General features: G+C 64.0%; 21 protein-coding genes. 19 read left to right on the forward strand and 2 right to left on the reverse strand.

Annotated features, from left to right (window positions below; translation table 11 throughout):
• The first annotated feature begins 47 nt into the window (after window positions 1–47).
• From soxA to ACLV8F_RS04850, 9 genes are all read left to right on the forward strand, one after another.
• Complete coding sequence (gene soxA / locus ACLV8F_RS04810; protein WP_411883108.1) at window positions 48–854, forward strand: sulfur oxidation c-type cytochrome SoxA; 807 nt, start codon at window positions 48–50, stop codon at window positions 852–854.
• Between the two features lie 29 nt (window positions 855–883).
• Window positions 884–1,543 (forward strand): sulfur oxidation c-type cytochrome SoxX, encoded by a 660-nt coding sequence (soxX, locus tag ACLV8F_RS04815; protein WP_411883109.1) that lies wholly within the window; start codon window positions 884–886, stop codon window positions 1,541–1,543.
• 75 nt (window positions 1,544–1,618) lie between these two features.
• Window positions 1,619–3,337, forward strand: a complete 1,719-nt coding sequence (gene soxB / locus ACLV8F_RS04820; RefSeq protein WP_411883110.1) for a thiosulfohydrolase SoxB — start codon at window positions 1,619–1,621, stop codon at window positions 3,335–3,337.
• A gap of 258 nt (window positions 3,338–3,595) precedes the next feature.
• Window positions 3,596–6,484, forward strand: coding sequence for a 2-oxoglutarate dehydrogenase E1 component (locus ACLV8F_RS04825; RefSeq protein WP_411883111.1), 2,889 nt, complete (start codon window positions 3,596–3,598; stop codon window positions 6,482–6,484).
• A 54-nt stretch (window positions 6,485–6,538) separates the two neighbouring features.
• Window positions 6,539–7,834, forward strand: a complete 1,296-nt coding sequence (gene odhB, locus ACLV8F_RS04830) for a 2-oxoglutarate dehydrogenase complex dihydrolipoyllysine-residue succinyltransferase (RefSeq protein ID WP_411883112.1) — start codon at window positions 6,539–6,541, stop codon at window positions 7,832–7,834.
• Window positions 7,835–7,842: 8 nt separating this feature from the next.
• A complete protein-coding gene (locus ACLV8F_RS04835) occupies window positions 7,843–8,316 on the forward strand; it encodes a hypothetical protein (protein ID WP_411883113.1) in 474 nt (157 codons plus the stop codon).
• A 4-nt stretch (window positions 8,317–8,320) separates the two neighbouring features.
• A complete protein-coding gene (gene lpdA / locus ACLV8F_RS04840; protein ID WP_411883114.1) occupies window positions 8,321–9,748 on the forward strand; it encodes a dihydrolipoyl dehydrogenase in 1,428 nt (475 codons plus the stop codon).
• Between the two features lie 25 nt (window positions 9,749–9,773).
• The gene (gene zapE / locus ACLV8F_RS04845; protein WP_411883115.1) at window positions 9,774–10,877 is read left to right on the forward strand and encodes a cell division protein ZapE; all 1,104 of its coding nucleotides are present in this window, start codon (window positions 9,774–9,776) and stop codon (window positions 10,875–10,877) included.
• A complete protein-coding gene (locus tag ACLV8F_RS04850; protein ID WP_411883116.1) occupies window positions 10,874–11,527 on the forward strand; it encodes a hypothetical protein in 654 nt (217 codons plus the stop codon). Before zapE ends, ACLV8F_RS04850 begins: the two co-directional genes overlap by 4 nt.
• Here ACLV8F_RS04850 and ACLV8F_RS04855 read toward each other — a convergent pair.
• Entirely contained in the window at window positions 11,516–12,301 is a 786-nt protein-coding gene (locus tag ACLV8F_RS04855) for a PP2C family protein-serine/threonine phosphatase (RefSeq protein WP_411883117.1), read from the reverse strand. The genes ACLV8F_RS04850 and ACLV8F_RS04855 overlap by 12 nt on opposite strands.
• 84 nt (window positions 12,302–12,385) lie before the next feature.
• Between ACLV8F_RS04855 and ACLV8F_RS04860 the strand changes: the two genes are divergently transcribed.
• Both ACLV8F_RS04860 and ACLV8F_RS04865 read left to right on the forward strand, forming a co-directional pair.
• A complete protein-coding gene (locus ACLV8F_RS04860) occupies window positions 12,386–12,589 on the forward strand; it encodes a DUF465 domain-containing protein (RefSeq protein ID WP_092125858.1) in 204 nt (67 codons plus the stop codon).
• Window positions 12,589–14,595: an ATP-dependent DNA helicase gene (locus ACLV8F_RS04865; protein ID WP_411883118.1), complete on the forward strand. Its 2,007-nt coding sequence runs from the start codon at window positions 12,589–12,591 to the stop codon at window positions 14,593–14,595. The genes ACLV8F_RS04860 and ACLV8F_RS04865 overlap by 1 nt, the downstream gene beginning before the upstream one ends.
• Here the strand turns inward: ACLV8F_RS04865 and ACLV8F_RS04870 are convergent.
• Window positions 14,558–15,382 carry an outer membrane protein assembly factor BamD gene (locus tag ACLV8F_RS04870; RefSeq protein WP_411883119.1) on the reverse strand — a complete coding sequence of 275 codons (825 nt, stop codon included), beginning with the start codon at window positions 15,380–15,382 and terminating at the stop codon, window positions 14,558–14,560. The two genes, ACLV8F_RS04865 and ACLV8F_RS04870, sit on opposite strands and share 38 nt — an antisense overlap.
• Window positions 15,383–15,399: 17 nt before the next feature.
• Between ACLV8F_RS04870 and ACLV8F_RS04875 the strand changes: the two genes are divergently transcribed.
• The 8 genes from ACLV8F_RS04875 to ispG all read left to right on the forward strand — a co-directional run bounded on the left by ACLV8F_RS04875 (window position 15,400) and on the right by ispG (window position 23,907).
• On the forward strand, window positions 15,400–16,434 hold the full coding sequence (locus ACLV8F_RS04875; RefSeq protein WP_411883120.1) for an RluA family pseudouridine synthase: 1,035 nt from the start codon (window positions 15,400–15,402) through the stop codon (window positions 16,432–16,434).
• A gap of 121 nt (window positions 16,435–16,555) precedes the next feature.
• The gene (gene scpB, locus ACLV8F_RS04880) at window positions 16,556–17,362 is read left to right on the forward strand and encodes an SMC-Scp complex subunit ScpB (RefSeq protein WP_411883121.1); all 807 of its coding nucleotides are present in this window, start codon (window positions 16,556–16,558) and stop codon (window positions 17,360–17,362) included.
• Between the two features lie 3 nt (window positions 17,363–17,365).
• Window positions 17,366–18,991, forward strand: a complete 1,626-nt coding sequence (locus tag ACLV8F_RS04885) for a pseudouridine synthase (protein ID WP_411883122.1) — start codon at window positions 17,366–17,368, stop codon at window positions 18,989–18,991.
• Window positions 18,992–19,115: 124 nt separating this feature from the next.
• Entirely contained in the window at window positions 19,116–19,541 is a 426-nt protein-coding gene (gene ndk, locus ACLV8F_RS04890; protein WP_122956648.1) for a nucleoside-diphosphate kinase, read from the forward strand.
• Between the two features lie 80 nt (window positions 19,542–19,621).
• A complete protein-coding gene (gene rlmN, locus ACLV8F_RS04895; protein WP_411883123.1) occupies window positions 19,622–20,770 on the forward strand; it encodes a 23S rRNA (adenine(2503)-C(2))-methyltransferase RlmN in 1,149 nt (382 codons plus the stop codon).
• Window positions 20,767–21,582, forward strand: coding sequence for a type IV pilus biogenesis/stability protein PilW (pilW, locus tag ACLV8F_RS04900; RefSeq protein ID WP_411883124.1), 816 nt, complete (start codon window positions 20,767–20,769; stop codon window positions 21,580–21,582). Before rlmN ends, pilW begins: the two co-directional genes overlap by 4 nt.
• Window positions 21,575–22,630 carry a helix-turn-helix domain-containing protein gene (locus tag ACLV8F_RS04905; protein WP_411883125.1) on the forward strand — a complete coding sequence of 352 codons (1,056 nt, stop codon included), beginning with the start codon at window positions 21,575–21,577 and terminating at the stop codon, window positions 22,628–22,630. The genes pilW and ACLV8F_RS04905 overlap by 8 nt, the downstream gene beginning before the upstream one ends.
• Window positions 22,630–23,907 (forward strand): flavodoxin-dependent (E)-4-hydroxy-3-methylbut-2-enyl-diphosphate synthase, encoded by a 1,278-nt coding sequence (gene ispG / locus ACLV8F_RS04910; protein ID WP_411883126.1) that lies wholly within the window; start codon window positions 22,630–22,632, stop codon window positions 23,905–23,907. Before ACLV8F_RS04905 ends, ispG begins: the two co-directional genes overlap by 1 nt.

Here is a 23,907-nt window from a genome sequence, read left to right on the forward strand (position 1 = left end):
CTTCGCCGCGGCCCCGGCCGTCCACAACAATATTTGAGGAGACCACGATGAAATTGAGCCTGTTTGGGCTGGCGGCCCTGGCCGCGATAGCCGCCTTGCCGCTGCCGGCGGCCGCGCAAAAGACCACGGCCGAAGGCATTGCCGAATACCGCGCCATGTTGGCCGACGGCAACCCCGCCGAGCTGTACGAAGCCAAGGGCGAAGCCCTCTGGAAACAGGCGCGCGGCCCCAAAAACGCCTCGCTGGAAAAGTGCGACCTGGGCAAGGGCCCAGGCGTGCTCAAAGGCGCTTTTGTCGAGCTGCCGCGCTTCTTTGCCGACACCCAGCGTGTGCAGGACATGGAGTCGCGCCTGCTGACCTGCATGGAGCAACTGCAGGGTTTTAACGCCGCAGAAATCGCCAAGACGCCGTTCGGCACGGGTGAGCAAAAATCGATTGAATCGCTGGTGGCCTACATCTCGGCCGAATCGCGCGACATGGCCTTCAACGTGCCCCAGTCGCACGCCAAGGAAAAGCTGATGTATGAAGTCGGCAAGAAGGTGTTCTACCTTCGCGGCGGCCCTTACGACTTCTCCTGCGCGTCCTGCCACGGCGAGGACAACAAGCGCGTGCGCCTGCAGGACCTGCCCAACCTGACCAAGCAGCCCGGCGCCGGCAACGGCTTCGGCGCCTGGCCGGCCTACCGTGTCTCCAGCGGCGACCTGTGGAGCATGCAGCGCCGCCTGAACGATTGCTACCGCCAGCAGCGCTTCCCCTTCCCGGGTTACGCCTCCGACGCCACCATCGCCCTGGGCGTGTTCATGGGCGTCAACAGCAAGGGCGGCGCTTCGATCGCGCCCGCCTTGAAGCGTTAATCCGCTAATTCGGTATTGGGAAAAACCACATGAACAAGTCATACACACAAGCAGCGCTGTCCGCGGCAGGCCTGGCTTTCGCCGCCTTCTTCCTGACCAGTTGCGCCGTCGCGCCGACCGTCCAGCAGGTCGATGAAGCCACCCAGCAGGTGCTCAAAAGCTCGTTCCGCGAGCAGGGCATCGCCAAGATGGACCGGCTGACGCTGGACGCCTCCAACCAGGCCTGCTCGGACGCTGCCGGCAAGCCGCTGGACGAAAAGCTCGCCAAAGCCATTGAAGAGGCCAACCTGCAGACCGTGAAGCTGCCTTCGGACGGCAAATACCTCGGCAGCTGGAGTGAAGGCGAAAAAATCGCGCAAAATGGCCGCGGCCTGACCTGGAGCGACAAGCCCGGCGAAGCCAACGGCGGCAGCTGCTACAACTGCCACCAGATCAGCAAGGCCGAGCTGTCCTTCGGCTCCATAGGCCCCAGCCTTTACAACTACGGCAAGCTGCGCGGCGTGAGCAACCCGGCTTCGCCGGAGAGCAAGCCCATCGTCGACTACACCTGGGGCAAGTTGTGGAACGCCAAGGCCTACAACGCCTGTTCCGACATGCCGAGGTTCGGCCACGCGTCCATCCTGAACGAGCAGCAGATCCGCGACGTGATGGCGCTGCTGCTGGACCCGAACTCACCCGTCAACAAGTAACCGGCCGCGCTCCGGCGCCCGGATCGACCGCAACCTGAAAGCATGCCTGGCGCGCCGGGCAGGATGTCCAACGCCATGAATCTCTCCCGCCGCGAGTTTGCAAGTGTCATGGCGGCCGCCCTGGCCGCCGGTTTCCCCCTGCAGCGCGAGGCCGGCGCCGCCCAGGCCGCCGGCCTGTATGAACTGCCGCGCAGCGGCAATGTGCACCTGCTGCACATGACCGACTGCCACGCCCAGCTGCTGCCCATCTACTTTCGCGAGCCTTCCGTCAACCTCGGCGTGGGCGCCATGCGCGGGCAGGCGCCGCACCTGGTCGGCGAGCACCTGCTCAAGGCGGCCAGCCTGAAGTCGGGCACGCCCGAAGCCCATGCGCTGACTTTCCTCAACTTCGAACGGGCCGCGCGCCAGTACGGCAAGGTGGGCGGCTTCGCGCATCTTGCGACGCTGGTCAAGCAGCTCAAGGGCGGGCGCCCTGGCGCCTTGCTGCTGGACGGCGGCGACACCTGGCAGGGCAGCGCCACCGCGCTGTGGACGCAAGGCCAGGACATGGTTGACGCGGCCAAGCTGCTGGGCGTGGACGTAATGACCGGCCACTGGGACTTCACCTACGGCGAGGAGCGCATCAAGAAGATTGTTGAAGAAGATTTCGCCGGCAAGATCGACTTCGTCGCGCAGAACGTCAAGACCAGCGACTTCGGCGATCCGGTGTTCAAGCCCTACGTGATCAAGGAAATGAACGGCGTGCCCGTCGCCATCGTCGGCCAGGCCTTTCCCTACACGCCGATTGCCAACCCGGCCTGGCTCACGCCCAGCTGGACTTTCGGCATCCGTGAAAGCGAGATGCAGGAAACCGTGAACGAGGCGCGCGCCAAGGGCGCCCAGGCCGTGGTGCTGCTGAGCCACAACGGCATGGACGTGGACCTCAAGATGGCCTCGCGCGTGACCGGCATCGACGCCATCTTGGGCGGCCACACCCACGACGGCGTGCCGGTGCCTGTCATCGTCAAAAACCCCGGCGGCCAGACCATCGTGACCAATGCCGGCAGCAACGGCAAGTTTTTGGGCGTGCTGGACCTCGACGTCAAGGACGGCAAGGTGGCCGGCTTCAATTACCGGCTGCTGCCGGTGTTCGCCAATCTGTTGCCGGCCGACGCGGCCATGAACGAGCTGATCACGAAGGTGAGGGCGCCTTATGCCGGCAAATTGGCGGAAAAGCTCGCGGTGACCGAAGGCACGCTGTACCGCCGCGGCAATTTCAACGGCAGCTTCGACCAGCTGATCCTCGACGCGCTGATGAAGGTGCGAGGCGCCGACATCGCGTTCTCGCCCGGTTTCCGCTGGGGCACTTCGCTGCTGCCCGGCCAGGCCATCACGCGCGAACACGTGATGGACCAGACGGCCATCAGCTATCCCTGGACCACGCTGACCGACATGCGCGGCGACATGATCAAGACCATCCTCGAAGACGTGGGCGACAACCTCTTCAACCCCGACCCGTATTACCAGCAGGGCGGCGACATGGTGCGCGTGGGCGGCCTGACCTACACCTGCGAGCCCGGCGCCAAAATGGGCGAACGCATCCAGGACATGCGCCTGGGCGGCAAGCTGATTGAGGCCGGCAAGACCTACAAAGTGGCCGGCTGGGCGCCGGTGGCCGAGGCCAGCAAAAACGCCGGCCCGCCGGTCTGGGAGGTGGTGGAAAGCTACCTCAAGACGCAAAAAGTCATCAAGCCCGTCAAGCCCAACACGCCGAAATTAGTGGGCGTGGCGGGCAATCCGGGCCTTGCCGGCTGAAGTTTTGCCCCCAACTGTCCGTTAACTGTCAAAGCCGACATGTGAGGTTATGTAAGGCCGTGGTCCATTCGAAATGGGCATAACCATGGTCTTTCCGCTGTCACAGTTCGGTGGCACAATCCAGGGTTGTACCTGAAGGCCCTTCCTGCCACAGTCGCATCCGCTAATCGGTCCAGCCGTGTTGCGGAAGGTTAATCAACCAGCCATATCCTGTTGTGGCCAGCTAATGTTTCCCAAAGGGAAACGGAGGTCAGCGTAATGAGTTCCAACCCGGCGGCATCGTCCGTCTATTCTGCCTATCAAGGCAACACCTACCTCTTCGGCGGCAACGCGCCCTATGTCGAAGAGATGTACGAAAACTACCTCGCCAACCCCGGCAGCGTGCCCGACAACTGGCGCGAGTATTTCGACGCACTCCAGCACGTTCCCGCCGTTGACGGCAGCAATGCCAAGGACGTTCCGCACCTGCCGGTCGTCAATGCCTTCGCCGAGCGCGCCAAACAGGGCCAGACCAGGGTCGTCGTCGCCAGCGGCGCCGATTCCGAAATGGGCCGCAAGCGCACCGCCGTCCAGCAGCTGATCGCCGCCTACCGCAACGTTGGCGCCCGCTGGGCCGACCTGGACCCGCTCAAACGCGCCGAACGCGACAAGATTCCCGAACTGGAGCCCTCGTTCTACGGCTTCAGCGACGCCGACCAGGAAACGGTGTTCAACACCAGCAACACCTTCTTCGGCAAAGACACCATGAGCTTGCGCGAGCTCATGAACGCGCTGCGCGAAACCTACTGCGGCACCATTGGCGCCGAGTACATGTACGCGACCGACCAGAACCACAAGCGCTGGTGGCAGCAAAAGCTCGAATCGATTCGCAGCAAGCCCAATTTCAACAAGGAAAAGAAGCTCCACATCCTGGACCGCCTGACGGCCGCCGAAGGCCTGGAGCGCTTCCTGCACACCAAATACGTCGGCCAGAAGCGCTTCTCGCTCGAAGGCGGCGAAAGCTTCATCGCCAGCATGGACGAGCTGATCCAGCAGGGCGGCATCAAGGGCGTGCAGGAAATCGTGATCGGCATGGCCCACCGCGGCCGCCTGAACGTGCTGGTCAATTCGCTGGGTAAAGTCCCGGCCGACCTGTTCGCCGAGTTCGACCACACCGCCCCCGAAGACCTGCCCAGCGGCGACGTCAAATACCACCAGGGCTTCAGCTCCGATGTGACCACCCCTGGCGGCCCGGTCCACCTGACGCTGGCCTTCAACCCCTCGCACCTGGAAATCGTGAACCCCGTGGTTGAAGGCTCTGTGCGCGCCCGCATGGACCGCCGCGCCGACCCCAAGGGCCTGCAGGTGCTGCCGGTGCTGGTGCACGGCGACGCCGCCTTCGCAGGGCAGGGCGTGGTCATGGAAACGCTGGCGCTGGCCGAAACCCGTGGTTACTTCACGGGCGGCACGGTGCACATCGTGATCAACAACCAGATCGGTTTCACCACCAGTGACCCGCGCGACAGCCGCTCGACGCTGTATTGCTCCGACGTCGTCAAGATGATTGAAGCACCCGTGCTGCACGTGAACGGCGACGATCCCGAAGCCGTCGTGCTGGCCACCCAGCTGGCGCTTGAGTTCCGCATGGAATTCCAGAAGGACGTCGTGGTCGACATCATCTGCTTCCGCAAACTGGGCCACAACGAGCAGGACACCCCCGCGCTGACCCAGCCGCTGATGTACAAGAAGATCGCGCAGCACCCCGGTACGCGCCGCCTTTACGCCGACAAGCTGACGGCGCAGGGCATGGGCGACACGCTGGGCGAAGACATGGTCAAGGCCATGCGCGCGGCACTGGACGCCGGCAAGAGCACTTTCGACCCGGTCCTGACCAACTTCAAGAGCAAGTACGCGGTCGACTGGAACCCTTACCTCGGCAAAAAATGGACCGATGCCGGCGATACCGCCATCCCCATGGCCGAGTGGAAACGCCTGGCCGACAAGATCACCACCATCCCCGCCACCGTGGCGCCGCACCAGCTGGTCAAGAAGGTCTATGACGACCGCGCCGCCATGGGCCGCGGCGACATCCCCGTGGACTGGGGCATGGGCGAGCACATGGCTTTCGCCTCGCTGGTGGCCAGCGGCTACCCGGTGCGCCTGTCGGGCGAAGATTGCGGCCGCGGCACCTTCACACACCGCCACTCCGTCATCCACGACCAGAACCGTGAAAAGTTCGATACCGGCACCTATGTGCCCCTGCAGAACGTGGCCGACAACCAGGCCCCGTTCGTCGTCATCGACTCCATCCTGTCCGAAGAGGCGGTGCTGGCGTTCGAATACGGCTACGCCTCCAACGATCCCAACACGCTGGTGATCTGGGAGGCCCAGTTCGGCGACTTCGCCAACGGCGCGCAGGTCGTGATCGACCAGTTCATCGCCTCGGGTGAAGTGAAGTGGGGCCGCGTCAACGGCATCACGCTGATGCTGCCGCACGGCTACGAAGGCCAGGGCCCCGAGCACAGCTCGGCGCGCCTGGAGCGCTTCATGCAGCTGTCGGCCGACACCAACATGCAAGTGGTGCAGCCCACCACGGCCAGCCAGATCTTCCACGTGCTGCGCCGCCAGATGGTGCGCAACCTGCGCAAGCCGCTGGTCATCATGACGCCCAAGTCGCTGCTGCGCAACAAGGACGCCACCTCGCCGCTGTCCGAGTTCACCAAAGGTGGTTTCCAGACCATCATTCCGGAGAACAAGGAAGAGATCAACAAGAAGGCCGACAAGGTCAAGCGCATCATCGCCTGCTCGGGCAAGGTCTACTACGACCTGGCCAAGAAGCGCGAAGAAAAGGGCGCCGACGACACCGTCATCCTGCGCGTCGAACAGCTCTATCCCTTCCCGCACAAGGCCTTTGCCACCGAACTGAAACGCTATCCGAACGTCACCGACATCGTGTGGTGCCAGGACGAGCCGCAAAACCAGGGCGCCTGGTTCTTCGTGCAGCATTACATCCACGAAAACATGCTCGACGGCCAGAAGCTGGGCTACTCCGGCCGTGCTGCTTCGGCATCACCGGCGGTGGGCTACTCGCACCTGCACCAGGAGCAGCAAAAGGCGCTGGTGGATGGCGCCTTCGGCAAGCTCAAGGGCTTTGTGCTGACCAAGTAAGGCCGGCCTCTTCACCATACAGAACACAAGAACGTACACGAAAGAAGAAACAACATGGCTATCGTAGAAGTCAAAGTCCCCCAGCTGTCCGAGTCCGTGGCCGAGGCCACCATGCTGCAGTGGAAGAAAAAAGTCGGTGATGCCATCGCCATCGATGAAATCCTGATCGAGATCGAAACCGACAAGGTCGTGCTCGAAGTGCCCGCGCCGTCGGCCGGCGTACTGACCGAACTGGTTGTCGCCGACGGCGGCACCGTGGTGTCCGACCAGGTGATCGCCCGTATCGACACCGAAGCCAAGGCGGGCGCCGCGGCGCCTGCGGCGGCCGCTGCCGCCGCACCGGCCGCTGCCGCCGCACCGGCTGCTGCAGCCGCATCGGCGCCGGCTCCCGCCGCCGCACCTGCTCCCGCGGCAGGTGGCTCCATGGCCGGCGTGCCCATGCCTTCCGCTGCCAAGCTGATGGCCGACAACAACCTCGCCACCGGTTCCGTTCCCGGCACCGGCAAGGACGGCCGCGTCACCAAGGGTGACGTGCTGGGTGCCACTGCCGGCGGCGCCAAGCCCGCCCCCGCAGCGGCCATCCCCACGGGCGCGCCCGTCGCGGCCCTGCCGCAGGTCGCCGCTTCCGCCAAGCCCGCCGACCTGGGCGAGCGCCCGGAGCAGCGTGTGCCTATGAGCCGCCTGCGCGCGCGCATCGCCGAGCGCCTGTTGCAGTCGCAGGCCACCAACGCCATCCTGACTACCTTCAATGAAGTCAACATGGCGCCCGTCATGGAAATGCGCAAGCGCTTCCAGGAAAAGTTCGAGAAAGAACACGGCGTGAAGATCGGCTTCATGAGCTTCTTCGTCAAGGCCGCCGTGCATGCGCTGAAGAAGTACCCTGTGCTCAATGCTTCGGTCGACGGCAATGACATCGTCTACCACGGCTACTTCGACATCGGCATCGCCGTCGGTTCGCCGCGCGGCCTGGTGGTGCCCATCCTGCGCAATGCCGACCAGATGAGCTTTGCCGAGATCGAAAAGAAGATTGCCGAGTACGGCGCCAAGGCGCGCGACGGCAAGCTGGGCATTGAAGAAATGACCGGCGGCACCTTCTCGATCTCCAATGGCGGCGTGTTCGGCTCCATGCTGTCCACCCCCATCATCAACCCGCCGCAGTCGGCCATCCTGGGCGTGCACGCGACCAAGGACCGTGCCGTCGTCGAAAACGGCCAGATCGTGGTGCGCCCGATGAACTACCTCGCCATGAGCTACGACCACCGCATCGTGGACGGCCGCGAAGCCGTGCTGGGCCTGGTGGCGATGAAGGAAGCGCTGGAAGACCCGGCCCGTCTGCTGTTCGACATCTAAGACCGTCGATGCGCCGCCTCGTCGCCTGCCTGGCCTGCGCCTTGAGCGTGGGCTTGGCTGCGGCTGCGGCGCCGGTTGGCGACAACTGGAGCGGTTATTACGGGCTGCAATGGCTAAGCGTTTCGCAGCTGGGATCCCGGCTGGTGCTGGCAAAAGCGCCGGATGCCGACCCCGGGAAGCTGGTTGAAAAATACCAGTCGGACCTGGCCCGCTGGACCCTTGCCGATGTGCAGACCCCTGCGGAGACCGTATCCCTGCGCCGCTTTCTCGCGGCGGAATACGAGGATTTGGGTTGGGCCGCGCTGCACGCCGATGGCCGGATTGAATGCCTGGATGCCAGCCGCATGTTTGTCTGCAAGACTGCGCCCGGCACGACCGTGAAAATTGGCCGCGATGGCCCCCGGCAGGAAAGCCTGCTGGCGAGCACCGGTGTATTTGGAATCGTCCTCCACGCGGGGGCGTTTGAACTCAAGAAGGAATAGGAACATGTCTAAACAATTCGACGTCATCGTCATAGGCGGCGGCCCCGGTGGCTACATTGCCGCCATCCGCGCCGCCCAGCTGGGTTTTAACGTCGCCTGTATCGACGAGTGGAAGAACGCCAAGGGCGGTCCGGCCCTGGGCGGCACCTGCACCAACGTCGGCTGCATTCCCTCCAAGGCGCTGCTGCAGTCGTCCGAGCATTACGAGCAGGCCGGCCACCACTTTGCCGACCACGGCATCGAGGTCAAGGGGCTCAGCCTGGACATGGGCAAAATGCTGGGCCGCAAGGACACCGTGGTCAAGCAGAACAATGACGGCATCGTCTACCTGTTCAAGAAGAACAAGGTCACCTTCTTCCACGGCCGCGCCTCCTTTGCCGCCGCGAAAGACGGCCTCTATGACCTCAAGGTCGCCGGCGCCGCCGAAGAGACCATCTCCGGCAAACACATCATCGTGGCCACGGGTTCCAATGCCCGTGCGCTGCCCGGCACGCCGTTTGACGAGGAAAACATCCTGTCCAACGACGGCGCGCTGCGCATCGGCGACGTGCCCAAGAGGCTAGGCCTGATCGGCTCCGGTGTGATCGGCCTGGAAATGGGTTCGGTCTGGCGCCGCCTGGGCGCCGACGTGACGGTGCTCGAAGGCCTGCCGACCTTCCTGGGCGCCATCGACCAGCAGATCGCCAAGGAAGCCCATAAGGCTTTCACCAAGCAGGGCCTCAAGATCGAACTCGGCGTCAAGGTCGGCGAGATCAAGTCCGGCAAGAAGGGTGTGTCGGTCGCCTACGTTGATGCCAAGGGACAGGCGCAGGCACTGGAAGTCGACAAGCTGATCGTTTCCATCGGCCGCGTTGCCAACACGATAGGCCTGGCGCCCGAGGCCGTGGGCCTGAAGCTCGACGAGCGCGGCGCGGTGGTGGTCGATGAGGAATGCAAGACCAACCTGCCCAACGTCTGGGCAATTGGCGACGTGGTGCGCGGCCCCATGCTGGCGCACAAGGCCGAGGAAGAGGGCGTTGCGGTTGCCGAGCGCATTGCCGGCCAGCACGGCCACGTCAACTTCAACACCATTCCCTGGGTGATTTACACCAACCCCGAAATTGCATGGGTCGGCCAGACGGAAGAGCAGCTCAAGGCTGCGGGCCGCGCCTACAAGGCCGGCACCTTCCCCTTCATGGCCAACGGCCGTGCGCGAGCGCTGGGCGACACCACGGGCATGGTCAAGATGCTGGCCGACGCGGCCACGGATGAAATCCTGGGCGTGCACATCGTCGGGCCTTTCGCCAGCGAACTGATCGCCGAATGCGTGGTCGCCATGGAGTTCCGCGCCAGCAGCGAGGACATCGCCCGCATCTGCCACGCGCACCCGTCCCTCAGCGAGGCGACCAAGGAAGCCGCGCTGGCGGTGGACAAGCGCACGCTGAATTTCTGAGCTGTGTTGAGCGGGTACTGAATCGGTGACTCAACCGGTACGCGTGGCGTACGACGCTGAACTGGCGGCGCGGGGTTATCAAAGCGACCCCGCGCAGTTGCGCGCCGTCGAGGCGCTGGAACGCTGCGCCTCCGAGTGGGCCGATTTCAAGGAGCAGCGCTCCAACGCCTTCAAGAAGCTGATCAACCGGCCCGACATTCCCCGCGGCGTGTATATGCACGGGGGCGTGGGTCGCGGCAAGAGCTTTTTGATGGATTGCTTCTTCGGGGCCGTTCCGCTGAAGCGCAAGGTTCGCCTGCATTTCCACGAGTTCATGCGCGAGGTGCACCGGGAATTGCAGGACCTGCAAGGCACGGCGAACCCGCTCGATGAACTCGGCAGGCGCATGGCCAAGCGCTATCGCCTGATCTGTTTCGATGAGTTTCATGTGGCCGACATCACGGACGCCATGATTCTTCACCGCCTGCTGGCGGCCCTGTTCGAGAACGGCGTCGGTTTCGTCACAACCTCCAATTTCCATCCCGACGATTTGTATCCCAACGGCATGCACCGCGACCGCGTGTTGCCGGCCATTGAATTGCTCAAGGCCAACCTCGAGGTGATCAGCGTCGACAACGGCACCGACTACCGCAGGCGCACCCTGGAACAGGCGAGGCTTTATCACACGCCGCTAGGGCCCCAGGCGGACGCCGAGATGACGGAAACTTTTAACGCCCTGGCGGAGTCTCAGGATGAGAATCCGGTGCTGCAGATCGAGTCCCGGCAGATCCAGGCCAGGCGCAAGGCGGGGGGCGTGGTGTGGTTTGATTTCAAGACGCTGTGCGGCGGACCCCGTTCGCAGAACGATTACCTGGAAATCGCGACCCAGTTCCACACCGTGTTGCTGAGCGACGTGCCCTATATGCCGGTGCGCATGGCCTCGGAAGCCCGGCGCTTTACCTGGCTGGTGGATGTGCTGTATGACCGCCGGGTCAAGCTGATCATGTCGGCAGAGGTGCCTCCTGAGGCGTTGTATACCGAGGGGCCGCTGGTGCACGAATTCCCCCGCACCGTTTCCCGGCTCAATGAGATGCAGTCAAAAGAATTCCTGGCGCTTGAGCGCCGCAACGTGGACACGACACTCACATGAAAAACTTCGCCGTCGCATGCTTTTTCGCCGCCCTGGGCGTGCTTGCGAACGCGCAGCCTGCAGAGTCGTTGGCTGCGCCGGTGCCCCCGACGATAGATGCCGAGCGCGCAAGAATCGGCATGGAACGCGCCACGCTGGAGACCGGCTTCCTTGCCGAAGATGCCGAGTGCTACAAAAGATTCGCCGTCAACAGCTGCCTCGACAAGGTCAACGTGCGGCGGCGCGAGGCCATGGCGGACCTGCGCAGGCAGGAAATCCTGCTCAACGATGAAGAGCGCCGCATCCGGGGCGCGGATCAAATCCGCAAGACGGAAGAAAAAGCATCACCCGAAAACCAGCAGGAAGCCGCTGAGCGCCGGGCCAAAGCCGTGAGTGACTACCAGTCGCGCCTCGAGCGGGAGAAGCAAAAGACAGAGGACCGCGCCGCCACCCAATCCAGCGCGCAGAGCAACAGCGAAGCCAGCGCGGCCAAGCTCAGGGGAAGCCAGGAAAAATCCCAGGTCAGGACCGATAAGCAGGCCACCGCGGCGGAAGAGGCGAAAAAACTCAGCGAGCGCCAGAAAGAGGCCCAGGAACGCAAGGCCCAGCACGAAGCCGATCGCCTGAAGCAGACCAAGCCATCGGCCAAGTCCCTGCCTTTACCCCAATAAGCGAGCCGGGGGCTCGGGAGCCAGGGGCTCAAGCTTGACGATCACCAGCGAAAGGTTGTCGCCGCCGCCCCTCGCGCGCGAGCGGGCTTTCTGGATCAGGAACTCGGTGGCTTCGCGCGGCGACAACATGGCCAGCGCGGAGCCCATTTCACTCGCGCTGAAGTAGTGCCACACCCCGTCGCTGCAGGCAAGCAGCACGTCTTCGGGGCGCAACTGCGGAATGAAATGATGCGTGATGGGCGGCGCTTCCTCAGTGCCCAGGCAACCCATCAGGATGTTGGACTGGGGATGGACGTTGGCTTCGTCCTCGGTGATCTCGCCCTTGTCGACCAGCGTTTGCACGTAAGAGTGATCCACCGTCCTGTGAACCAGCTTGCTGCCCTGGTAGTGGTAGATGCGCGAGTCGCCGGTATGCACCCAGTGGCAGTCGCCGCCCGGATTGATGATAAATGCCGCCAGTGTGCTGTGGGGTTCCTGCTCGGCCGAGATTGCCGTGAGCTTGATCACGATGTGCGCTTCTTCGACGATCTGCTTGAGCATGGCCGGCGCGTCATCGGTCTCGGGCGCATAGCGGTCGAAAAGCTGCTTGGCGGTCAGCATGACCTGGTCTGAGGCCTTGCGCCCGCCGCTGCGTCCGCCCATACCATCGGCCACGATGCCCAGCATGCAGCCGGGAATCCGTGAGTGGCTGAACAGGTTGACCTGGTCCTGTTGATAGTCCCGATCGCCTTTGTGGATACCGGTGGACGCTGTGATTCGATAACCTTTGGACATTGTGTGGTCGTTCGGGCACGAGGCTCGATTTATGGTCGCAATCGACGTATTATCAAGCGAAGCAGCGCGTACGGACAAAAAACCTTGGACTTAAATTTACATTCCCCGGAACGGCAGCTGATCGAACTGAAAATGGAGCACGCGGACCTTAATGCCTTGGTTGACATTGCGGCGCACTCCTTGCCTATCGACGAACTGCTGCTCAGACGCTTGAAGAAGCGCCGCCTGCAACTGCGCGACCAGATCGCGCAACTCGAGCTATCACTCGATCCCCCCGAGCCCGCTTGATGACGCTTGCGCTTGAAGTGGAAGAGGCCTTCGCCCCTGGCGGCGTGCTGTCGCGGGCGGCCGAGCATTTCATGCCGCGCAGCGGCCAGACCGAGATGGCCTTGGCCGTGGCCCGCGCCGTCGAGGGCGCTTATCCCCTGGTGGTCGAGGCCAGCACCGGCGTCGGTAAAACTTTTTCTTACCTTGTTCCCGCCTTGTTGAGCGGCGAGCGCGTATTGCTGTCCACCGCGACCAAGGCCTTGCAGGACCAGCTGTTCGGCCGCGACCTGCCGCGCCTGGTCGAGGCGCTCGGCCTTCCGGTCAGCACGGCGCTGCTCAAAGGACGTGCCAGTTACCTGTGCCTGCACCGCATGGAGATGGCGCGCCAGGAGGCCTATTTGCCCGACGGCGTTTCCGTGCGCGCGCTGGCCAGGATTGAAGAGTGGTCCAAGGTGACGCGCTCCGGCGATCTGGCTGAACTGCCGGGGCTGGATGAGCGCTCCTCCATGATCCCACTGGTGACCTCCACGCGTGAGAACTGCCTGGGCGCCGCCTGCCCGCGCTTTCGCGCCTGCCATGTGAACCTTGCGCGCAGGGAAGCGATGGCGGCGGACGTGGTGGTGATCAACCACCACCTGTTTTTTGCCGACCTGGCGGTACGCGAGTCCGGCGTGGCCGAACTGCTGCCTTCGGTGCGTATCGCCATCTTCGACGAAGCGCACCAGCTCAACGAGACCGGCGTGCAGTTCCTGGGAACCAACCTGACCACCGGCCAGTTGCTGGACTTTGCGAGGGACATGCTGGCAGCGGGCCTGCAATTGGCCCGCGGACTGGTGGACTGGCAAGAGGTGGTGTCCGCGGTGGAGCATGCCGGGCGAGAATTGCGCCTGTGCGCCGGCAAGCAATACCCCGGAACCAAGCTGCGATGGGTGGGCGAATCCCCCGAGGGACTGGATGCGGCCGAGTGGAACGGCGCGCTGCAAGCGGTTCACGCGTCCTGCGAGCAGGCCTGCGCCGCTCTCGACACCGTTAGCGAAATCGCGCCGGACTTTGTTCGCCTGCACGAGCGAGCCTCGGAGCTGGCCGAACGCGCCCGGCGTTTCGTCCATGCCTGCGAACCCGGCTGCGTGCGTTGGGCCGACGTGGGAACCCAGTTGCGGCTGGTCGAGTCGCCCCTCGATATTTCGAAGGCCGTAAAAAGCAAAGTGCTGGGCGCGAGCGGCGGTGCTGAAAAAACCTGGATATTCACCTCGGCCACACTGGGCGATGACGACAAGCTCAGCTGGTTTACACAGCCTTGCGGACTGGAGGATGCGGAGATCTTGCGGGTGGGAAGCCCGTTCGACTATGAACGCCAGGCGGCGCTGTACGTGCCGCCTGCTTTCCCGAAACCGGGAGATCCTGCCCATACCGTGAAGGTGGCCGAATCCGCCGCCAGGTGGTCCCGCCACCTGGGCGGCCGCACCATGGTGCTGACGACCACGTTGCGGGCCTTGCGCACGATAGGCGACACGCTCAGGGAGGCCTTCCAGGATTCATCCGACATGGAAGTGCTGGTGCAGGGCGCCATGCCCAAGCGCGTGCTGATCGAGCGCTTCCGCGAAGGCAATTCCAATGGCGGCAAGGGTTGTGTGCTGGTGGCGTCGGCCTCGTTCTGGGAAGGCATTGACGTGCCCGGCGACGCGCTTCAACTGGTCATCATCGACAAGCTGCCTTTTCCGCCGCCTAACGATCCGCTGGCCGAAGCGCGTTCCAAGCTGCTGGAGTCACAGGGGCGCAGCGCGTTCAACGATTATTTTCTGCCCGAGGCCGCCGTGGCGCTCAAGCAGGGGGCGGGGCGCTTGATCCGCCGTGAAACCGACGAGGGTGTGCTGGTGGTGTGCGACAGCCGCCTGGCGGCCATGGGCTACGGCAAGCGGCTGCTGAGGGCGCTGCCGCCCATGCGGCGCCTGGCGTCAGAGCAGGAACTGACGGACAGGCTGGACGCCCTTACCAGAACTTGTACCAGGGACTGTCTGCAGACTTGAAGCCGTTGCTCAGGAAGTGGCTTTGCGGGTAGTTCTTTTCCATGATGCGGCGTGTATCGTCGCGCAACTCCGCCATGCCCAGGGCGTCGTAGGATTTGTAGAGGATGTAGACCGCCTCTTCCAGCGCCGGCACGTCGCGGTAGTCGGCGATCGCGCTTTGCGCGCGGTTGATGGCGGCGACATAGGCCCCGCGTGAGTAGTAGTAGCGCGCCACGTGCACTTCGGACTGCGCCAGCGAGTTCACGATGTAGCCCATGCGCAGGCGCGCATCCGGCGTGTACTTCGATTCGGGGAAGCGGGTCACCAGTTCGCGGAAGGACTCAAACGATTCCTTGGCGGCTTTCTGGTCGCGTTCGGCCAGGTCCTGGCGCGAAATAAAGCTGAAGATGCCCAGGTTGTCGTTGAAGTTGACCAGGCCCTTGAGGTAGAGCGCATAGTCGATGGCCGGGCTGGCCGGGTGCAGTTTCATGAAGCGGTCCAGTGTCGCGATGGCCTGGGCCTGCTCGCCGCTCTTGTACTGGGTATAGGCTTTTTCAATCTGGGCCTGCTGGGCCAGCGGGGTGCCCGCTGCGCGCCCCTCGAGCTTTTCATACAGGGGAATGGCCTTGTCGTAGGCACCGCCGCTCGCTTCATCCTTGGCTTCGGCGTAGATCTTGTTGGGGCTCCATGTAGCCGTTTTGTCGGGGGCCGGTGTGCTGGAGCAACCGGCGATCACGAAAGACAGGGCGCAAACGGCTGCAAAAAGCGGCATTGCATTGGGAACAACCGATAATTTGGTGGAAAACATTGCAATCGACCTTCTTGATGACTGATTCAGAACAAAGCAAATTGATTATATCGGCCGCTACTGCGCCCGAAAGCGTCCCGGACGAAGCCCAGGAGGAGGGGGACACCACCGCCGAGATGGAATTGCGCCACGTGACGGTGCCCGCGAGCAGTCACGGCAGCCGCCTTGACCGCGCTTTGGCCGCCATTGTGCCCGAGTTCTCGCGCACTTATCTCCAGCAATTGATTGAGGCCGGCGTGGTGACGCTGGGCGGTGCCGTGGTGACCAAAACCTCCGCGAAGGTCAAGGCGGGTGACGAACTCCACATTGAATTGCGGCCCACGCCGCAAAGCCAGGCCTTCAAGCCCGAGGCCATGGCGCTGGACATCGTGTTTGAAGACGCCCACCTCATGGTGATCAATAAACCGGCGGGGCTGGTGGTGCACCCGGCCCCCGGCAACTGGAGCGGCACCCTGCTCAATGGCTTGCTGGCGCACGACCCGCAAGCCGTGTTTTTGCCGCGCGCAGGCATTGTCCACCGCCTCGACAAGGACACCAGCGGGCTGATGGTGGTCGCCCGCCAGCGCACGGTCATGGATCAACTGGTCGGCCTGATCGCCGCCCGCGAGGTGAGTCGGGAGTATGTGGCCCTGGCTCACGGCGCCTGGCAGGGCGGCAAGACGCGCCAGGTCGATGCCCCCATAGGCCGCGACCCGCGCAACCGGCTGCGCATGGCGGTGGTCGACCTGGAGAAGAACGCCGGCAAGACGGCCTCCACCGTGGTGTCGCTGCTGCAAAGCAGCGCCAAACACTGTCTCGTGAAGTGCAAGCTGCACACCGGTCGCACCCATCAGATACGGGTTCACATGGCGTTTCTCGGCCATCCGCTGGTGTCCGACGAAGTTTATGGCGGGGCGCCCGCGGCAGGCCTTGCCCGCCAGGGTCTTCACGCGTGCCGCCTGGCCTTTCAACACCCGGTGACCGGCAAGGCCATGGAGTTCAGGTCCGACCCTCCCGCCGACCTGCAGGCCGCCATGGCGGGTTTGGGCCTGATATACAATCAAATCCAGTAGCTTCCAGCTACCTGCACCATGGCTCCCGACAGGAGATTGCGCATGGATGCATGCGCGAACAAGCGCCGAACCCACGTTTTCCCGGCCTTTTTTTCCGCCCTTTTTCGGAACGACCACAATCATGAATACGACGGATGCCAAGCGCGTCCTCGAAACAGCACTTATCTGCGCGCAGCAACCGCTGCCATTGCGCGAAATGGGTGTCCTGTTCAACGGGGTGCTGACTGCCGACAGCCTCAGGCTGGTGCTTGAAGAATTGCAGAACGACTGGTCGGGCCGCGGCGTGGAACTCGTGCACGTTGCAACGGGCTGGCGCTTTCAAAGCCGGCCCCAGATGCGCGAATACCTGGACAGGCTGCACCCCGAAAAGCCGCCGCGCTACAGCCGCGCCACGCTGGAAACACTGGCCATCATCGCTTACCGCCAGCCCGTGACGCGCGGCGACATGGAAGACATCCGCGGCGTCACGATCAACAGCATGATCCTCAAGCAGCTGGAAGACCGCGGCTGGGTGGAAGTCATAGGCCACCGGGAAACCGTGGGCCGGCCCGCTTTGTTCGCGACCACGCGGCAGTTCCTGGACGACCTGGGCGTCGAGTCGCTGGACCAGCTTCCCGTGATGGACAGCAACACCTCGACCCCGGTCGCGATGCTGGAACAGATCGAATTCGGCATGGCGGGGCTCGCCGACGGCACAGCCGGGCTGAGCGGCCTGGAACTTCTGACGGAAGCTGCGGCACCGGCGGAAAGCCCGGCTGAGACCGGCGAAATGAACGAACCGGTTGAGATGCCCGGCACGTCCGATCCTGCGGAAATGCCTGAAGCGCTGGAAGCCGGCGCCGAAAGCTCTGAGCCACGGCCCGCGGATGACAGCAACGATCCCGAGCCTTCGGGGCAGAACGACGGCGATTTACCCGCACGAATGTAAAAAATGACGCAACAAGACCCTCCTGCCCCAGAACCCATGGACGTGCCCGAAGACCAGACCAAGGCGGCGTCCCCTGGGCTGCCCGAGCAGGACGCGCCCGAGGCGGCAGATACAGAGGCCGGAATGACACCGCCGCCGCGCCAGGCCAAGGGCCGCAATGCCGCGCCGGCCGTGGGTGCAATCCGTTTTGAAGATGTCGTGACCGGCCAGTTTGACGCCGACGAAGAAGACGTCGCCCTAGCGCCGCCCAAGCGCGTGCTGTCGCCGCAGCCCGAAACCCCCAAGCTTCACAAGGTGCTGGCCCAGGCCGGCCTGGGCTCCCGCCTGGAGATGGAGCAACTGATCCTGGAAGGCCGGATTTCGGTCAATGCGGAGCCGGCCCACATCGGCCAGCGCATCCAGTTCGGCGATACGGTCAAGGTCAACGGCAAGCCGATCCGCGTGCGGATCGACCCGCCGCCGCCGCGCGTGATTGCGTACCACAAGCCTACCGGTGAGGTCGTTACCCACGACGACCCGCAGAACCGCCCGACGGTGTTCCGCCGCCTGCCCAAGCTGTTCCAGGGCAAATGGCAATCGGTGGGGCGCCTTGACCTGAACACCGAAGGCCTGCTGTTGCTTACCAGCTCCGGCGAACTGGCTAACAAGCTGATGCACCCACGTTTCGGCCTTGAGCGCGAATACGCGGTTCGCGTGCTCGGCGCCCTGAACAACGAAGAGAAAAAACGCCTGCTCGAAGGCGTGACCCTGGACGACGGCGTCGCCCAGTTCGGCTCCATCGAAGCCGGCGGCGGCGAAGGCGCCAACTGCTGGTACCGGGTCACGATTTCCGAGGGCCGCAACCGCGAAGTCCGGCGCATGTTCGAAGCGGTCGGCCACGCCGTCAGCCGCCTGATCCGCATCCGTTACGGGGCCATGGTGCTGCCGCGCGGCCTCAAACGCGGCGCGTTTGTCGAACTGGACGAGCGCGATATCTGGGCCCTGACCAGTGCTGTCACCCGTTCCGAATCCCGCGCCGATCCACGCGCGGCCGCCGCAGGTCCCCAGGCGGGCACGCCGGGCGGCGAGGGCGGCCAACCACTGCAAGGGCGCGGCCCGCGCAGGAACGAGCGCCCACGCGGCGGACGAGACCGGTTTCCCGTCACCCCGGACATGGCTCCGGCCAATGCCGCGCCGCAAGATGGCGATGAGCAGGATCCTGATGATTCGCAGCCGCCACTTCCGAGAAACGATTCTGCGCCCAGGGGCAACCGCCGCCGCGGTGGCAAGGGCCGCGGGCAGGGTGGCAATGCCGGGCCGGGCCCCCGGACGGGACCGCCTCCGGGCAATGGCAATGGCGGGGGCATGCAGGGGCAAAAACGGCGTGACGACCGCGGGGACCGTGGCGATCGCGGCGACAAGCTTCCCGGCGGCGCCCAACCCGACCCCATGAAGACCTCCTTCGGCTACATCGGCGCGGATACCTTCACGAGGCAGCGCCAGGGCCAAGGCCAGGGGCAACAGCGCCGCGGCGGCGCGGGCATGGGCGGCGGCAATGCAGGCGGCCAGCGCCGCACCGGCGGTGGTGGTGGCGGTGGAAACCGCGGGGGCGGCAATCGCGGCGGTGGAAACCGTGGCGGAAATCGCTGAGCGCCACAGAAGCACTTTGAATCACAGGGTTGATCTGCGGCGCAAAGGCCGCAGGTTAAAATCGTAGGCTTTATTCAATTTTTGAATAATTTAAAAATCCAAAAAATCTCCTTAAGGAACTCTCATGGCAATCGAACGCACTCTCTCCATCATCAAACCCGACGCAGTGGCAAAAAACGTGATCGGCCAGATCTATGCGCGTTTTGAAGCTGCCGGCCTGAAGGTCGTGGCCGCCCGCATGGCTCACCTGTCGCAAGGCGAAGCCGAGGCTTTCTACGCCGTGCACAAAGAGCGTCCTTTCTTCAAGGACCTGGTTTCCTTCATGATTTCCGGCCCGGTGATGATCCAGGCGCTGGAAGGCGAAGGCGCCATCCTGAAGAACCGCGACCTGATGGGCGCCACCGATCCCAAGAAGGCCGCGGCCGGCACCATTCGCGCCGACTTCGCCGACAGCATCGACGCCAACGCCGTGCACGGCTCTGACGCCGCTGAAACCGCCAAGGTGGAAATTGCCTTCTTTTTCCCCGGCATGAACGTTTACTCGCGTTAAAACATGTCCAGCCCCATGCCTTGCTACCCCTTTCCAGGGCCGTCGCTTGCTTGGGGCGGTTCAGCCGGCTGCCCGCTGCGATGACGGCCAACCTGCTTGATTACGATCTGGATGGTTTGGCCGCCTTCTGCGAGCGGCTTGGCGAAAAGCGCTTTCGCGCCACGCAGCTCTTTCGCTGGATTCACCAGAAAGGGGCGACGGATTTCACGCAGATGACGGACCTGGCGAAGTCCCTGCGCGAAAAGCTCCCCGAATCGGCCCACATCGAGGGCCCCAAAGTCGTCTCCCGCCATGATTCCACCGACGGCACCATCAAATGGCTGTTCGACGTCGGCGGCGGAGATGTCATCGAAACCGTTTTTATTCCCGAAACCGACCGGGGAACGCTTTGCATTTCCTCGCAGGCCGGCTGTGCCGTGGGCTGCCGGTTCTGTTCGACGGGCCACCAGGGCTTCAGCCGCAACCTGACCACGGGGGAAATCATTTCCCAGCTGTGGTTCGCCGAACACTTCCTGCGCAAGCACCTGGGCCGTGAGGAGCGGGTGATCTCCAACGTCGTCATGATGGGCATGGGCGAGCCCCTGCAGAATTACGGGCAGTTGCTCCCGGCGCTCAAGGTCATGCTGGACGACCACGGCTACGGCCTGTCACGCCGGCGGGTTACCGTGTCCACCTCGGGTGTGGTGCCCATGATCGACCGGCTTGCCAAGGATTGTCCTGTGGCGCTGGCCGTCTCGCTGCATGCGCCCGAAGACACGCTGCGCGACAACCTTGTGCCGCTGAACAAAAAATACCCCATCGCGGAATTGCTGGAAGCCTGCACCCGCTACCAGTCGTCGGCCCCCCGGGACTTCATCACCTTCGAATATTGCATGCTGGACGGCGTGAACGACCAGCCCGAGCATGCGCGCCAGTTGGTGTCGCTGGTCCAGGCGCACGGCGCGCGCGGCCTGTCCTGCAAGTTCAACCTGATTCCTTTCAATCCCTTTCCGGCCTCGGGCCTGAAACGTTCCGACATGCCGCAAGTCACCGCATTCGCGAAAATCCTGATGGACGCGGGGATTGTGACCACCGTGCGAAAAACCCGCGGCGACGACATCGATGCGGCGTGCGGGCAACTCGCCGGCGATGTGCAGGACCGCACGGGCGTTGACCAGCGCATGGCGGCGCAACGGCAAGGTATGCTCGGGGGAATCAAGGTCGTTGTGGCCAAGGGGATGGGTGTATGAGGTTTTTCTCCAATGTGATCTGGATGCCGGCTTGCTGGCTGGTCGTGCTGTTGGCGGGGTGTGCCCAACAAGGGGCTCCCGGATCTCCCGCGGCTTCCGGCGCCCGCAATGACATCGTCACCGAATCGGATGAGCCCGACGGGCGCCGGCGCGCGCGGTTGCGGCTCGAACTGGCCTCGGGCTACTTCGAGCAGGGCCAGACCAATGTGGCGCTCGATGAGATCAAGCAGTCGCTGCTGGCCGACCCCACGTTTGCGGATGCCTACAACCTGCGCGGCCTGGCGTACATGCGCCTGAATGACATTCCGATGGCGGAAGACAGTTTTCGCCGCGCGCTCGCGTTGAATCCGCGCGATGCGGATGTCGCGCACAACTACGGCTGGCTGATGTGCCAGCAGGGCCGTTACAACGACGCGATGCGTTTTTTCGGCCAGGCGATGGCCAATCCCACCTATGCAGGCAGGGCCAAAACCCTGATGACGCAAGGCGTTTGCCAGGTTCGCGCCGGGCAGCTGGCGGAGGCTGAGCAAAGCCTTATGCAGGCCTATGAGCTGGACGCGGGCAACCCGGTTACCGGCTACAACCTGGCCAATCTTTTGTACCAGCGCGGCGAACTGACGCGCGCCCAGTTCTACATCCGCCGCATCAACAACAGTGACCTGGCCAACGCCGAAAGCCTGTGGCTGGGCGTCAAGACCGAACAAAAATTGAACAACCGGGAAGCGGTGGTGCAACTCGGCGATCAGCTGAAAAAACGTTTTGCGCAGTCCCGTGAAGCGGCTGCCTATGAGAAGGGCTCCTTCAATGAGTGACCTTGACGCGGTGCCGGGTGGGCAGTTGGACGGCGAAGCGGCAGGCTTCGGCAACAGCGGCATGCCGGCCCCCGAGCCGACGGCCGGGACATTGCTTCGCCAGGCCAGGGAGGCGGCGGGAATGCACATCGCCGCCCTTGCGGTGTCGCTCAAGGTTCCCGTGAAAAAGCTCGAAGCGCTTGAACAGGACCGGTTTGACCTGCTGCCTGACGCCGTGTTCGTGCGGGCGCTGGCTTCCAGCGTGTGCCGCACGCTCAAGCTGGATGCTGCTCCCGTGCTGGGCCTTTTGCCCCAGACCACCGCGCCCAAACTGACTTACCAGGGATCGGGCATCAACGCCCCATTCCGTACGCCGGGCGAGGGCCCCAGTCCCTCGGTCTGGACCCAGGTTTCCAAACAGGCCGTTCTGGCCGGCCTGCTTCTGCTTCTGGGCGCCCTTGTGCTGATTTTCATGCCCAAGCAGGATGGCAGCAGCAAAACCGACGCTGACACCATGCCGCCGTCCATGGGTGAGGCCGTCAAGCCATTGCCCGCCGCCGTGGCAATGTCCGGCCCCGGGCTTGCCGACGACGCCAAGGCGACCATGCCTGCGGCGCAGGCGCATGAGCCTTTCGCCGCCGCCAGCGCCTCGGCACCCGGCGGCCTGCCTTCCACGTCCGCCGCCGCGATGGCGGCTGTTCCTTTGTCCATGTCTGCGCTTGCCCCCGCAACAGCCACTCCGGCGCCAGCGCCAGCCAACGTTGCTACAACGCCCGCCGCTGCCGCGCCCGTTCCAGTCCTTGCAGCCTCGCAACCGGCGCAAGCGGCGCCCGCAGGCATCGTGACCTTCCGCGCCAAGGGTGACTCCTGGGTCGAAGTGATAGACGCGAAAGGCACGGTCGTGCTGCGCCGCCTGCTGACCGCCGGCGAAGTCGCCGGCGCGTCGGGTGTATTGCCGATGGCTGCCGTCGTGGGCAAGGCGGACGTCACGCAGGTGCAGGTGCGCGGGCAGGCTTTTGACCTGAACGCGGTCGCCAGGGACAACGTTGCCCGGTTCGAGGTGAAATAGTGCTTCAGGCCTGCCTTCCCATTGAATCCGCCTTTCCCAAGGCGCGGCGTTCCCTGCAGTCGCAGGTGGCTTGGGGTTCGCGCATCGTGACCGTGGGGGGCGATGCGCCGGTGCGCGTCCAGTCCATGACCAACACGGACACGGTGGACGCCATAGGCACCGCCATCCAGGTGAAAGAACTTGCACTGGCGGGCTCGGAGATGGTCCGGATCACCGTCAACACGCCTGAAGCGGCCCAGGCCGTCCCCTATGTGCGCGAGCAGCTCGACCGCATGGGCATCGACGTGCCCCTGATCGGCGACTTCCACTACAACGGCCACCGCCTGCTCACCGACTATCCGGCTTGTGCCGAGGCCTTGTCCAAATACCGCATCAATCCCGGCAATGTCGGCAAGGGCGACAAGCGCGACCGCCAGTTCGGCCAGATGATCGAAGTGGCCATGCGCTGGAACAAGCCCGTGCGCATAGGCGTGAACTGGGGCAGCCTCGACCAGGAATTGCTGGCCAGCCTGATGGACGAAAACAGCCGCCGCGAAACCCCTTGGGACGCCCGGCAGGTGATGTACGAGGCGCTGATCACCTCCGCGGTGGACTCTGCCCAGCGCGCCGAAGAAATGGGCATGGCCCGCAACCAGATCATCCTGTCCTGCAAGGTCAGCGGCGTCCAGGATTTGATCTCCGTGTACCGCGAACTGGCCAAGCGCACTGACCACGCGCTGCACCTGGGCCTGACCGAAGCCGGCATGGCCACCAAGGGCACGGTGGCTTCCGCCACCGCGCTGTCGATTTTGTTGCAGGAAGGCGTGGGCGACACCATTCGCGTCTCCCTGACTCCCCAGCCGGGCGAGGCCCGCACCCAGGAAGTGGTGATCGCCTCCGAAATCCTCCAGGCCCTGGGCCTGCGGACTTTTGTGCCCAGCGTCACGGCCTGCCCGGGATGCGGCCGCACCACCAGCACCACCTTCCAGGAACTGGCCAAGCAGATCGACGATTTTTTGCGTGCCCAGATGCCTGTCTGGCGCGAGCAGTATCCCGGCGTCGAAGGCCTCAAGGTCGCCGTGATGGGTTGCATCGTCAACGGCCCGGGCGAGAGCAAGCATGCCGACATCGGCATCAGCCTGCCCGGTTCCGGCGAAGCGCCGGCCGCGCCGGTGTTCATTGACGGCGAAAAACGGCTGACCCTGCGCGGCGACAACATCGCGCACGAGTTCCAGGCCATCGTTGAAAACTACATAGAAAAACGCTTTGGCACGCACGCCGTCGCTGAAGCCGCGTAA

It is taken from the genome of Polaromonas sp. YR568 (genome assembly GCF_943369675.1).
Classification (GTDB): Bacteria; Pseudomonadota; Gammaproteobacteria; order Burkholderiales; family Burkholderiaceae_C; genus Polaromonas.